Here is a 12771-nt window from a genome sequence, read left to right as displayed (position 1 = left end):
TCTCATCTCATACCAATTATCGCACGACCGTACATCGCTATCGCTCTACGACCGGCACATAGATGAATGGTCGCTGTAACCCTCCAGGCATCGGCAAGGCACGGATGCCGCCCGTGCCCTCGGTAATGCCCCCCGGCCCCCGCCCGGGGATTGGTTCGAGATAGGTTGTCAGCAGTCGCGCCCATTCACGCTGACTCGTTTGACTGTCAGGCCGATCAAAGACATACTGTTCAAACAGTGCCTGTTGTTGACCAAGTCGCTCGCCTGAAGGAAAAAAGATTGCGAGACCGCGCGCCTTCGGAAAATCGATGGAAAAGCCCGTTATGCTCGTGCCTGCATTGGCTCGATGGCTCAACACCGGGGTTTGGGCCGCATCCTCAAGCCAGACAATCAACGTCTCAGCCGCTGTTCGCACGGTATCCGAGGCCGTCTCGATCGCCGCGACCTCAACCGCTAGGCTGTAGAGGTCGATCAGCGCATCTTCTTGCGCCGCAATTCGATCATTCCCTAGATTCAACGCATGAATCAGCCCATTTCCCGATGAGTCATACACCTGTGTTTGGCGCAGTGCTTCACGTAACGCAGGACGCGTCGCCGCGCTCGTCGTCGTAAGTTCGGTGCGCAGGGCCAGCGCAAAGCTCTCAACCTGGGCGAGGAAAGCTTCGCTGCGACGCAGATCATACGCGACGAGACTAAACGCTCGTTCCGGGCCTGCCGCGGCTGCGTACGCCTCCACCACGCGTGTTGCAACCACTGGTAGCTCGTCACGCCCTGCCCCTTCCAGGATGCTCAGCAACCCTTGCCACGGGGTTATCTGCCACATCTGATCCGATGAACCGACCATCGCCTGCGCATACGGGGCCGTCGCCGCAAGCACGTCGATGCTGCCCATCACCGGAGCCTGATAGATCACCAGGTCAAGGTTGCCCTCCCCTTCAAGTCCCGCAGCGCGATAGGCAGCCTGGAGATCGTCGAGATTGAGGGCGGCTGGGGTTTCATGCTCCCCCGGATGTTCGTCAAGCGCTAGCCAACCCGCCGCCTGGGCCGGGGTGATCAGCAACAGTGCCGTGCGCGTTGCCGGGTACCGCGCACGCCCAGCGGCAATGAAAGCGGCGAGCGTCGCAGGATCGGCACTGTTGATCTCACCACGCGCACGACAATCCGGTGGCGTCTGCGCTGCGTACACACAAAGCTCGGCCCCCCGGGGGCCATAATAGTCAGCCAGGCTGATCAGGTTGACCTGCGGGTAGGCCGTTGCCAGCGCTGGCAACCAGGCAAGTTGCTGCGCGGGCAAGACTCCCCAGGGCACCCTCGTTCCGTCACCCAACATATTGTCGCCCGCCAGATAGATCAGCAAGGTCCAGGCGGCGTCGCTCGTAGCACTATCCGGCTCGCCTGGCTCAGCTGGAGGCGGCGGCTCGAACGGGGGCGCTGGAGCAGGCAACAAAGTCAGCGCCCGCTCGGCCTGGCTGTAGCCATACTCAACGGTCGGGTTGAGCCGCGGATCGCCGGCATAGATCACGACATACCAGCGGTAACTGCGCCCATAGGTGAAAGCAAAGGCTGGAACATCAGCAAAACTGGCCGGACTCAACGCAAAGCTCAGTGGTTCACGATCCGCCGCACGCACTGGCCCACAGACCTGCACCGGTAAACCCGTCGTGGGATCACCGCGCGCTGGATCATAGACACACACCTGGTGAAAGGTGCCCGCAGTCGCCCGTCCTTGCCAGCGTAGCACGACTGGTGCGGCATCGGTCGCCACGGTTGTCGTATACGAAGCCGGTTCAAGCAGCGTCACCCCGGTGACATCCAGATCAAGCCCGGTTACGCTGCCCCCTTCGGGCAGGCTCGTCAGTCGTGGCCCAGCCCAGAAGCCTGTTCGCCCCGGCAGGCGTGGCGGTGCCGCAGGCACATCACGATACCAGATCTGATACCGATTACCCGCAACCAGCGGCGGCACCCCAACAAAACGATAGCTCCCATTCGCATCGCTGCGCGTGCTGGCAAGCACGGCCGACCCTGTCGCATCAGACCGAAGCAAGAGCACCAGGGCGTTCGCGACGCCACCCTCACTCGTGCGCACCTGCCCGGACAGGCTCGTGGCGGGAAAACAGACATTGGCCCGCAGATCGTCAAGCGAGAGTTGCTGCGCCAGCGTCTGATTGGTGCGGATGGTCTGTACCACAAAGACAAAGCGACCACGGCTCCGCAGTTCGGCCAGCACATCGGCATCAAGCACCTCCCACTCGAACAAACGCCAGGTCGCATCATCATCCTGCGCCACCTCACGCGTCTTCACCGTCACCAGGGGCGGCTCGCTCGCCACACCATCCTCCGACGCAAACAAGGCGATCTGCAACTGATCGCCAGGGCTGGTTGAACCGCGTGCATAGCGGTATTGCAACGCCCCATAGAGTTCAGTCACCCCGACAGGCAACGTAACGAGCTGTCCCGTCGCCGCCACCGCCTGCGTTGGCGTCAAAATAAGGCTCTGCAAGCCCGAAAACGGTGCAGCATCCGAAAAACCACGCTCTCCACGGTATTCCTTCCACGGTGACGTTTCAGCCGCCAGATTCACCTGCGGATCAGCCAGCACCTGACGACACGTCACGACCGACGACGCGGGTTCGCGTTCACCATCAAAGATCTGAAGGGTGGGGAAAGACCGGGGAGGACGCGCCCCCGGCACGAAGCGATCAACGCCGGGCTGCGCCTGTCCCGGCACCGCGTACCCGAGACTCGCCACGAGCACCAAACACATGACCAGCCAGGGCAAGACATAGCGCATGCGCCTGGCAAAGGATTGGCCCTGGTGCGCTATAATAGAAGAAGAGCAAAACATAGCTACCCTTTTGTGATGCCTGCCCCATCGGCAACGCATCGGTTGAGAGAGGCCCCATGAGCGAGCTCTATAACCTGACTATTCGTGAAGCCCAGCAAGCCCTTGCGGCGGGCGAACTTACATCGGTGGCCTTAACCGAGGCTCTTCTAAAGCGGATCACCGCCCTCGAACCAGCGTTACAGGTCTTTCTAACGACCACAGGCGAGCAGGCGCTCGCCGCCGCCCAAACCGCCGATGCTACACGCACCGCCACGAGCGGGCCATTGCATGGCATTCCTATCGCGATCAAAGATGTGATCTGTACCGCAGGCGTCCGGACGACCTGCGGCTCGGCGATCCTCGAAAACTTCGTGCCACCCTACAATGCCACTGTTGTGGAACGCCTTCAGGCTGCTGGCACCGTCAGTCTTGGCAAAGTCAACTGTGATGAGTTTGCGATGGGGTCGAGTACCGAGAATAGTGCGTTTCAGGTGACCCGCAACCCCTGGGATACCGAGCGGGTTCCGGGTGGTAGCAGCGGTGGCAGCGCGGCCGCCATTGCAGCAGGGATGGCCCTGGCGAGCCTGGGAACTGATACGGGTGGCTCGATCCGCCAACCTGCCGCCCTCTGTGGGGTCAGTGGCTTGAAACCAACCTATGGACGGGTGAGTCGTTTTGGCTTGATTGCCTATGGCTCCTCGCTTGACCAGATCGGCCCCTTTGCCTGGACCGCCGCCGACATCGCGCTGGTCTTGCAGGTAATCGCCGGCCATGATCCACGTGACGGTACGAGCGCAACCGTGCCAGTACCCGACTATCAAGCGGGATTGACCGGTGATCTGCGTGGCCTGCGGGTGGGTGTGCCGCGTGAGTATTTTGTCGAGGGAATGGAATCTGGGGTTGAACAGGCTACCCGTGAAGCAATTGCCGTCTTGCGCGACCAGGGGGCTGAGGTTATTGAGTTGTCATTGCCGCATACAAAATATGCCTTGCCAACATATTATATCGTTGCCCCCGCCGAGGCAAGTGCCAATCTCGCCCGCTATGACGGTGTCCGCTATGGTCCCCGCGAGGCAGGCACCTCGATGTGGGAAGAGATCGAACTGACCCGCGGGCGTCGCTTTGGGGCCGAGGTGCGCCGACGCATTATGCTTGGCACCTATGCCCTTTCGGCGGGCTACTATGATGCCTACTATAAACGGGCGCAACAGGTACGCACGTTGATCAAGCGTGATTTTGAGCAGGCTTTTGCCCAGGTCGATCTGCTGGCGGCGCCGACCTCACCAACCGTGGCTTTCAAGGTCGGCCAGAAGCTCGATGACCCGCTGGCGATGTATCTGAGCGATGTCTGCACCCTGCCGATCAACCTTGCTGGCGTGCCCGGCCTTGTGGTGCCGTGCGGCTTCAGCGAGGATCTGCCGGTTGGGCTGCAATTGATTGGCCGCCCCTTTGAAGAAGCAACGCTGCTGCGCGCCGGTGATGCCTATCAACAGGTCGCAACCTGGCATACCCGTCGCCCGGCGCTCGTCTCGTAGGCGTTTTCTATGCATGCAATGCTCGGTGGCCTGCGCGAAGGTGCGCTCACCCTGACCTACAATCTCTTTCTCGTGGCCCGCGCAACCAGCCGTGTTGTCACTCGTCCAACCCAGATCGGGGTGCGCGTGCTCGTGCCCCAGGACGACCGGGTGTTGCTCGTGCGTCATCGGGGTGGGCGCTGGCCCTGGGCCTTGCCCGGGGGCGGTGCCGAGGCTGGCGAGAGCCTTGAACACAGCGCGCTCCGTGAACTACGCGAAGAGGCTGGATGTCACGGCGAAGTCGCTCATCTGCACGGGCTTTTTCACAATTTCAGCGAAGGCATGAACAACCTGATCGCCGTCTTTGTCTGTCACACCAACGAGGCCGCCCAGCCACCGGCTGGCGATCTCGAGATTGTTGCTGCCCACTTCTTTCTCTATCGTGACCTGCCTGCAAATCTTGATCCTGGCAGTCGCGAACGGATCGCCGAATATCGCCGCGGCGAACGGGGTATGTACCGGGATTGGTAGGAAGAATCTATGCCGTATACACCTATTGTCGGAACGTTAGGCTATGTGCTTTCGCCTGACCAGCAGCAGGTCTTGCTGGTGCATCGCAATGCGCGCCCTGACGATCAACATCTCGGCAAGTATAATGGGCTTGGGGGCAAACTTGATCCCCACGAGGATGTTGTCGCCGGGATGCGCCGCGAATTGCGCGAAGAGGCGAGCATCGAGGCGCTCGATCTTACCCTGCGCGGTACGATCAGTTGGCCGGGCTTTGGCAAACACGGCGAGGACTGGCTCGGCTTCATCTTCCTTATCACGCGCTTTACCGGCGAACCACCAACCAGCAATGTGGAAGGTGCGCTCGAATGGATTCCGCTCACGCGCCTGCTCGCGCTGGATCTCCCGCTCTGGCCGGGCGATCAGTTCTTCCTCCCCCTCGTCTTCAGTTCCGATCCCCGCCAGTTTCACGGGGTGATGCCTTACGATCAAGGCCAACCGGTACGCTGGGATTATACGTTGATCTGAAGGGTTTTCTGTTGCTCGCCCACAAACCAGCCAAACTGGTTTGTGGGCGAACGGAAACGAAGGAGAAGCTTTTTTGGATGGAACGGTCGTATTGATCATGATAGTCGGTGCGCTGAGTCTGCTCGCCCTCACGGTCTGGATGCTCAATCGGGCGTGGGGCGAGAATTTCCCCGGCTCGGGCGGCACCCTCCCCTCCGAGTTGCTTGACCAGTATCAGGTGACGACGCGCCATCGCCCCCAGGTCGAGCCTGCTCTCCACGAGGATGACCTGAGTTCGTGGTGGGCCGACGACGACGATGAGCAGGATCATGTACCCGCTGGAAGCCCAGCCAGCGAGATGGTTGAGATCACCCATACGGCGGTGCGCCAGGCGATCTTGACGTCACTCGAACGGGGTGGGAGTCCGTATGCGACCTTTTTTATCCAGGATGGCGATAAGGTCTATCTGGCCCTGTATCGCATTCACGATCCCGCCCAGCGTGCCACTGCTCAGCGTGTGGTCGAGGGGCTTAATGAGGGAAGCCTCAACGCCTTTTCGCTGATGGAGACCCTCCGTCATCTGCGACCCGAACGGTAGCAAGGAGCTAGCATGCTTGATATCAAGGTAATCCGTGAACAGCCCGCTTATGTCAAACAACAACTGGCCCGTTTTCAAGTGGATGGGATCATTGTTGACCAGGTGCTCGGCTATGACGAGCGGCGTCGGGCGCTCTTGCGCGAGGTCGAGGATCTGAAAGCGCTGCGCAATAGTGTCTCGAAAGAGATCAGCACGTTGAAGGATGCCGACGCACGTGAAACCAAAATTCGCGAGATGCGCGCGGTTGGCGAGCGTATCAGTCTGCTCGATAAAGAGGTCGCCGAGGTCGAGCAAGGCCAGCAGGCGGCCATGCTCGAGATCCGCAATTTGCCGCATCCCGATGTGCCCGATGGGGCTGATGATACCACCAATCCGGTGATCTATCAGGAGGGCGAAGAGCGTCAGTTAGGCTTTCCAGCCAAGCCGCACTGGGAACTGGTCGAGGCATTGGGGATCGTGAATTTCGAGCAGGGCGTCAAACTCGCTGGCTCGCGGTTCTATGTCATGCGCGGCCTAGGGGCTAGGTTGCAGCGGGCGACGATCCAGTGGTTGCTCGATCTCCATCTGCGCCAGGGCTACGAAGAGGTCTACACCCCCTTTGTCGTCAAAGAGGCGGCACTCTGGGCAGCCGGGCAATTGCCCAAGTTCCGCGATAATCTCTATCGCGATGAAGAATCGGGCCTCTGGCTCGTGCCGACCGCCGAGGTGCCCATAACCAGCCTCTATGCCGATGAGATTCTGGATGCTTCGAGGTTGCCGATCTATCACGTCGCCTACACGCCCTGCTTCCGGAAAGAGCAGTTGAGCGCCGGGCGCGATGTGCGCGGGATGAAACGGGGGCACCAGTTCGATAAGGTCGAAATGTATATGTTCACCTTTCCCGACCAGAGCTACGCTGCCCTCGAGAAGTTGCGCAGCGATGCCGAAGAATGCTGTCGGCTGCTGGGCCTGCCCTTCCGCACGAAGATTCTCTGTACCGGTGATATTGGCTTTGGTGCCGCCAAAACCTATGATATCGAAGTCTGGGCACCCGGTCAGGGCGAATGGCTTGAGGTCAGTTCCTGCTCGAATGTCGAGGCGTTCCAGGCCCGCCGCGCCAATCTGCGCTATCGCCCCGAACCAGGGGCCAAACCCGAGTACCTGCATACGCTCAATGGCTCGGGCCTGGGTCTGCCGCGTACGATCATCGCGATCATGGAAAATTACCAGCAAGAAGATGGCAGCATCGTCGTGCCCGAGGTGCTGCGGCCCTATATGGGTGGCTGCGAGGTCATCAAATAGTCATGCGAATTGCGATCATCGGAGCCGGCGCGATCGGTGGGGTCTTGGCATGGTATCTCGCACCGCACTGCGATCTGGTCATTGTTGATCAATGGGCTGACCATGTTGCCGCGCTGAACCGCGGCGGCCTGCACTGCGAGCGCGATGGGGTCGTCGAGGCGCGTCCGGTACACGCCGTGAGCGACCCCGCCTTGGCTTTGCCCGCCCAGCTTGCCCTGGTGCTCGTCAAAGCGCACCAGACAGCCTGGGCCGCCGAAGCGTGTGCCGCAGCGCTGGCCCCCGATGGCCTTGCCTACACGCTCCAGAACGGCCTGGGCAACCAGGCCATCCTTGCCGGGCAGCTCGGCGCAACACGGGTGGGGCAGGGGGTCACCACGCTAGGCGGCACCCTGCTGGGGCCGGGGCGCGTCCGGCACGCTGGGATGGGCGCGACCACCCTGAGCCTCACGCCAAACCCGGTGCAGGCCAACGCCCTCGCCGATCTGCTGAACCAGGCGGGTTTGCCGACGAGCGTTACGGGTGATCTTGACACCCTGATCTGGGGCAAACTGATCGTCAACGCCGGCATCAACGCCATCACGGCGCTGCTGCGCGTGCGCAACGGCGTGCTCGCCGAAAACAGCGCGGCCCGCAGCCTGCTCAGTGCCGTCGTCACCGAAGCAGTGCGTGTCGCCGAGGCGCAGGGCATCACGCTGCCCTACACCGACCCGGTTGCGCATGTCCTCCAGGTCGCCCGCGCCACCGCCGCGAACCAATCGTCGATGCTACAAGATCGGCTCCGCGGCGCCCCCACCGAAATCGCCACGATCAACGGCGCCATCGTCGCCATCGGCACGCAGCTCGGCATTGCCACGCCATACAACGCCACCCTGGTCGCGCTGATCACCGCCCTGGAGGCAACGGAAGGCGCGGGGGCATCCGTTGCAGCGGCTTGACGCAAAGGCGCAAAGGGCACAGAGCGGATTAGTGAGGCCAGCGACCATGAAAAGTGTCACCAAAACGCTGTGGGCTCAGCCCTCGTCGGTTTCAATGTCAACAATGTGCGCTTCAAAGATATTCATCGCTGCCCGCACAAGGTCATCCTTGCGCGCTTCGCGGATTTTCCCCCGCAGATCTTGGACCTCGGCACGCGCCTCGATGGTGCAACGGATCCCGTAGGTGCCACCGAGTTGACGGCTAATGACCTCTTCGACAAGGCGCCGATTGGCGATTTTCTCGAGATTCTCTTTGTGAAAGGCCGACGAAGCAAGCAACACGATCGTCGCGCCTTCGACATCAACTGGGCGCACGCTATGCAACAGCGCCTGCACCGTGGGACTCTTGGGGCGCACGTCACGCTTGATCTCTTCCCAGGCATGCTCGATCTGTTCGAGTACGCTGAAATCGGCATTGGCGGCGGCGGCTTCGTCGGGTGAGCGCGGTGCCCGCGCTGGACGTGCCAGCGTGGGCGGTGGTGCCTCGACGGCGCTGGGATCCTGCTCTGGTACCTGAGCGGGGATCGAGTGTGGTGCGAGATGCGGCTCAGGGGCGGCCTGCGCGGCATCTTCCCCATGAACTACGGCGGCAACCTCAGCACGAGCCAACGGTGGCTCGACAGATGGTGTCACGTGCTGAGGCGGGGCCTCCTGGCGTGGTGGCGCCGGGCGTGGTGCTGGAGACGGCGCATCCTGGGGCGGCGCTGCCGGGCGTGGACGCGCCGGGGGAGGCGTTGCACGCGGGGCCGACGGAGTTGCCGTAGCGCGGGGCGAAGCAGGAGGCGCAGCGACGGCAGGTGTCACGAGCGCTTCCACGACGGCCAGTTCGAGCGGCAGGTGACCGTAGGGCGTGGTGCGCAGCTGATAATCGAGGCCACTGAAGAGCTTGATCCAGTGCAACAGACGCGGGATATCAGCTCGAGATGCCCAGGATGCGAGCAACTGCACCTCATCAGCGCCAACATCGGCGAGCGCTTGATCGCCCGAGGCGAGCAACAGGAGCAACGCCCGCAGGCGCTCGACCAGATCGCGGGCAAACTGACGCAGATCAGCCCCCTGATCGGCGACCCCATTGATCGCACGCAGCGCATCGGCCATGGAAGCATCGAGCAACGCCTCGATCAGCGCATAGACCTCGGCGGCAGAGGTCATGCCCAGCAGGCTATGCACCTCAGCGAGCCCGATGGTGCCGGTGGTGAACGACGCCAGTTGCTCGAGCACGCCGAGCGCATCACGCATACTGCCTGTAGAGGCGCGGGCAATCGCCTCGGGCACACCTTCTTCGAGCGCAAGCGCCTCGGCCTCGGCGACGCGGCGGAGATGGACCGCGGTACTGGCAATGCCGTGACGGGTAAAGGTGAAACGCTGACAGCGCGACAAGATCGTCGCGGGAACCTTATGCACCTCGGTCGTCGCCAGGATAAAGATCGCGTGGTCGGGCGGCTCTTCGAGCGTCTTGAGCAACGCATTGAACGCAGCGGTCGAGAGCATATGGCACTCATCGATCGTATAGACCTTGGTGCGCAACTCGGCGGGGCGAAACTGGACACGCTCGATCAACTCGCGGGCGTCTTCGACTGACGTATTCGAAGCGGCGTCCATCTCGATCACATCAACCGCACGGCCCTCGGCAATCGACACACACGCGGGACAGGTACCACAAGGGCGTTGTGCGGGATCAGGGGCTAGGCAATTGACCGCCTTGGAGAGCAAGCGCGCCATGCTCGTCTTGCCGACGCCACGCGGCCCGGTAAAAAGATACGCATGGGCCACGCGCTCGTCGACAATCGCATTGCGAAGCGTCTGCACAACGTGTTCTTGCCCCACGAGTTCATCGAAGGTTTGCGAGCGCCACTTACGATAGAGTGACTGAGCGGCCATAAGCATCCAGGGAGTAAGCAAGCGACCAACAGAAGGTACCGCCAGTATACCATAGACAGCTTCGCACGTTTGAGCGTAGGGGGTATGTTATGATACGTGCGAGGCCTCACGGCCTCGCACGTATCAGCGAGGGTCGCAGCCACAGGTTTTAGTGTGCTAAACGAGGAAGGGGGGCCGTAGGTCCAGCAGCCTATGCAAAACCAGCAGATCGATCGTGTCAGGCGCAATCTAGAGGATGAGACGGGGATCAAGGTCGCTGGTGATGATCAGCGGCGCTGGTGGATTCTGGCGGCGTGTTGTCTGGTAGCCTTTGCGCAGACGGCCGATCCGCAGCTGTTGATGCTTGTCTTTGATGCGCCAGCAGAAGCGTTTCGAACGGAGTGGGCCTGGTTACGCATCATCACCAATATTGGGGTGGTGCTCTTTGTGGCGTTCCAATTGATCGGTGGGGTGCTAGGGGATCTGCTGGGGCGACGGCGGATCTTCTTGCTTGGCGCGGGCGGCTTTTTGCTTGGCAACCTGCTGACTGCTCTTGCCACGAATGCCCCGATGTTGCTGGTGACGCGCACCATCACCGGGGTGATGGGGGCGTTGGTCTTCCCCCTCACCGTCGGGATCATCCGGCTGATCTTTACCGGCCCGGCCCGTCCACGAGCCTTTTTGATCTACACGGCAGCAACAGGCTTGGGCACGCTCGCAAGCCTGCTGGCCCTCTTGATCAACGACTGGGTTGGCCTACGGGCGACGCTGATCATCCCGACCGTGATTGGCAGCATCGGCACCTGGCTTGCCTGGCGCTACCTGCCCGAGAGCCGAGCCAGGGGCGGGTTTGGGCGAACCGAAGCGATCGTGGCTGCATCGTGGACGCTCGTCTTTTTAGCGCTGATCTTTGCGGTAGGCGTCAGTCGTGCGCTTGGCTCACTCTTCAACCCGATCACACTCAGCGCGTTGCTGATCAGTGGACTTGGCACATGGGTGATGCTTGTCTGGTCACAGCGGTCACTGTACAGGGGGCTACGCGGGCGATCCAACCGGGTTTCGCGGCAATTCCTCTCGTTGATGCTGCTCATCTCGGCAACGCTCAGCTTTGCGTTGAGCGGCTATATTCTGCAACTCTACGGCTTCTTTGCCACCGTACAGCAAAATTCAGCCATGGTCAGCGGCATCATGCTCAGCCCGATCCTACTCGTGCCGATCCTCGCGCTGCGTCAAGTTGATCGCTTTGCACGCGACAAATCGGGGTATATCGTGGTAGCGACAGGGCTTCTGTGCATGGCAGCAGCCATCTTTCTCACCGCGCTCGCACGGCCAGGGCTTCCCTATCTCTTCCTGATCCCAGTGATGGGGCTCTTTGGCGTTGGCTTTTTTCTTGCCTCAACCTCGTGGAACAACATCTACCTAAGTGTCTTGCCGCCGGATCTAGTGGGGGCGAGCTCAGGCATCAGCAAAGCGGCGGGGTTGGTCGGCGGCGGTCTGGCCGGTGTGATCCTGACGACAGCGGCGCAACTGACGGGCTTGCTTGATTTTCAGCGGCGGCTCGAAGCCCTGGGGGTAACAAGCGAACAACAGGAGCAGGCCCTGGCGATCTTGAATGACGTCTTGTGGAGTGGTGGCCTCATTGACGAAGAGGCCCCAGAAGCCATCATCCAACTCGGCCTGCTCGAATTTTACCGCGAAGCCTTTGCGGTAGGCATTGCTTCGGCGCTCTTCACGACTGCCGCTGCCTGCCTGGTGACAGGGCTTATCGCCTGGACCTGGCTAAGCCGCTGGGCACGCAACATCAAGGGACGCGCGCTTGAGGCGGAGGATCTAGCAGAACTAGTCTGAGCGCAGATCATAATTATCAGTCTTTTGGCTCAATTTTTACATCAGCGACAGCAATTTTTTCATAGGTCAGAATATCGTGGCGAAAGGGCCAGTGATCATAGAGCAGAATCTCGGCGGGGCGCCAGAGCGAGACCCAGCCGATAATAATGAAACTATCGCTGAGAATATAAAAGAGGCGCTCGGCCCAGAGATTCGTGGCCGTCTCGGAGAGGCCAGCAAAGAGGGTGGCGAGCAAGAGACTTGTCACGAGGATCGCCAGACCATAGAGCACAGCACGTTGCCCATCACGGCGCAGCGCAACCAGCGAGCGTTCAAGGCGCTGGATATTCCAGCGGCAATAGCGTTCAAGCGCCTGCTTCGTCTCGGCTTCGAGCGTTGGCGTGATCTGGTCAGCGGGCAATTTGATCCTGAGTGCGCAGGGATCCATGAGCGGGCGAGCCTCGAGATCGACAATGATCGTCTCGATACCGGCCTCGAAGGGGCCATCGCCAGCGAAGGGATCAATCTCAGGTTCCTCAAAGAGTTCATAAATCGCATTAAGCGAGAGCACTGCGGTATAGAGTTGCGGCTCGGCCATAATCACCTCACAGTAGACAGATCGCACACATAAATTATATGTTATATTGGGGCACGTTGTATCACATTGCACTCAATAATTTGATCGAGACCCCGTCTGGTCTGATGCTGGTACCTGTGCCACACGTGCATGTTGCCTATGTCGGAAGGGCGGAGCGTGGATAGGGGCACGGCGGCGCCGTGCCCCAACGGAGCGACGGGCGCGGGGCACGGCAACACAACACCCCCGGCAACACAACACCCCCGGCAACACAACACCCCCGGCAACACAACACCCCCGGC

Annotated in this window: 10 protein-coding genes; 7 read left to right on the top strand and 3 right to left on the bottom strand. The window is 61.1% G+C overall.

Annotated features, from left to right (window positions below; genetic code table 11):
• Positions 1-37: 37 nt before the first annotated feature.
• Positions 38-2845 carry a clostripain-related cysteine peptidase gene (locus tag EYB53_RS00955; protein ID WP_167857185.1) on the bottom strand — a complete coding sequence of 936 codons (2808 nt, stop codon included), beginning with the start codon at positions 2843-2845 and terminating at the stop codon, positions 38-40.
• A gap of 56 nt (positions 2846-2901) precedes the next feature.
• On the opposite strand from EYB53_RS00955, the gene gatA reads away from it, so the two are divergent.
• The 6 genes from gatA (at position 2902) to EYB53_RS00925 (ending at position 8166) form a co-directional block, all read left to right on the top strand.
• Positions 2902-4359 (top strand): Asp-tRNA(Asn)/Glu-tRNA(Gln) amidotransferase subunit GatA, encoded by a 1458-nt coding sequence (gene gatA, locus EYB53_RS00950; protein ID WP_135475777.1) that lies wholly within the window; start codon positions 2902-2904, stop codon positions 4357-4359.
• A 9-nt stretch (positions 4360-4368) separates the two neighbouring features.
• Complete coding sequence (locus EYB53_RS00945) at positions 4369-4869, top strand: NUDIX domain-containing protein (RefSeq protein WP_135475775.1); 501 nt, start codon at positions 4369-4371, stop codon at positions 4867-4869.
• 9 nt (positions 4870-4878) lie between these two features.
• Positions 4879-5373: an NUDIX hydrolase gene (locus EYB53_RS00940; RefSeq protein WP_135475773.1), complete on the top strand. Its 495-nt coding sequence runs from the start codon at positions 4879-4881 to the stop codon at positions 5371-5373.
• Between the two features lie 73 nt (positions 5374-5446).
• Positions 5447-5950 (top strand): hypothetical protein, encoded by a 504-nt coding sequence (locus tag EYB53_RS00935; RefSeq protein WP_135475771.1) that lies wholly within the window; start codon positions 5447-5449, stop codon positions 5948-5950.
• Positions 5951-5962: 12 nt separating this feature from the next.
• Entirely contained in the window at positions 5963-7231 is a 1269-nt protein-coding gene (serS, locus tag EYB53_RS00930; protein WP_135475769.1) for a serine--tRNA ligase, read from the top strand.
• 2 nt (positions 7232-7233) lie between these two features.
• On the top strand, positions 7234-8166 hold the full coding sequence (locus EYB53_RS00925) for a ketopantoate reductase family protein (protein ID WP_135475767.1): 933 nt from the start codon (positions 7234-7236) through the stop codon (positions 8164-8166).
• Between the two features lie 75 nt (positions 8167-8241).
• Here the strand turns inward: EYB53_RS00925 and dnaX are convergent, their stop codons facing one another.
• Positions 8242-10086, bottom strand: coding sequence for a DNA polymerase III subunit gamma/tau (dnaX, locus tag EYB53_RS00920; RefSeq protein WP_135475765.1), 1845 nt, complete (start codon positions 10084-10086; stop codon positions 8242-8244).
• Between the two features lie 192 nt (positions 10087-10278).
• Here dnaX and EYB53_RS00915 point away from each other — a divergent pair, with 192 nt between their 5' ends.
• Complete coding sequence (locus tag EYB53_RS00915; protein ID WP_135475763.1) at positions 10279-11913, top strand: MFS transporter; 1635 nt, start codon at positions 10279-10281, stop codon at positions 11911-11913.
• Between the two features lie 16 nt (positions 11914-11929).
• Here EYB53_RS00915 and EYB53_RS00910 read toward each other — a convergent pair whose 3' ends face one another.
• Positions 11930-12490 carry a hypothetical protein gene (locus EYB53_RS00910; RefSeq protein ID WP_135475760.1) on the bottom strand — a complete coding sequence of 187 codons (561 nt, stop codon included), beginning with the start codon at positions 12488-12490 and terminating at the stop codon, positions 11930-11932.
• Positions 12491-12771: the final 281 nt, after the last annotated feature.

The organism is Candidatus Chloroploca mongolica (assembly GCF_004762035.2).
GTDB lineage: Bacteria > Chloroflexota > Chloroflexia > Chloroflexales > Chloroflexaceae > Chloroploca > Chloroploca mongolica.
This window is presented reverse-complemented; position numbering and strand designations above follow the sequence as displayed.

Excerpts from the sequence above, each read along its gene's own strand:
- serS (WP_135475769.1), top strand. The coding sequence starts at position 5,963 with ATGCTTGATATCAAGGTAATCCGTGAACAGCCCGCTTATGTCAAACAA.
- gatA (WP_135475777.1), top strand. The coding sequence starts at position 2,902 with ATGAGCGAGCTCTATAACCTGACTATTCGTGAAGCCCAGCAAGCCCTT.
- EYB53_RS00915 (WP_135475763.1), top strand. The coding sequence starts at position 10,279 with ATGCAAAACCAGCAGATCGATCGTGTCAGGCGCAATCTAGAGGATGAG.
- dnaX (WP_135475765.1), bottom strand. The coding sequence starts at position 10,086 with ATGGCCGCTCAGTCACTCTATCGTAAGTGGCGCTCGCAAACCTTCGAT.
- EYB53_RS00910 (WP_135475760.1), bottom strand. The coding sequence starts at position 12,490 with ATGGCCGAGCCGCAACTCTATACCGCAGTGCTCTCGCTTAATGCGATT.
- EYB53_RS00925 (WP_135475767.1), top strand. The coding sequence starts at position 7,234 with ATGCGAATTGCGATCATCGGAGCCGGCGCGATCGGTGGGGTCTTGGCA.
- EYB53_RS00940 (WP_135475773.1), top strand. The coding sequence starts at position 4,879 with ATGCCGTATACACCTATTGTCGGAACGTTAGGCTATGTGCTTTCGCCT.
- EYB53_RS00945 (WP_135475775.1), top strand. The coding sequence starts at position 4,369 with ATGCATGCAATGCTCGGTGGCCTGCGCGAAGGTGCGCTCACCCTGACC.
- EYB53_RS00955 (WP_167857185.1), bottom strand. The coding sequence starts at position 2,845 with ATGTTTTGCTCTTCTTCTATTATAGCGCACCAGGGCCAATCCTTTGCC.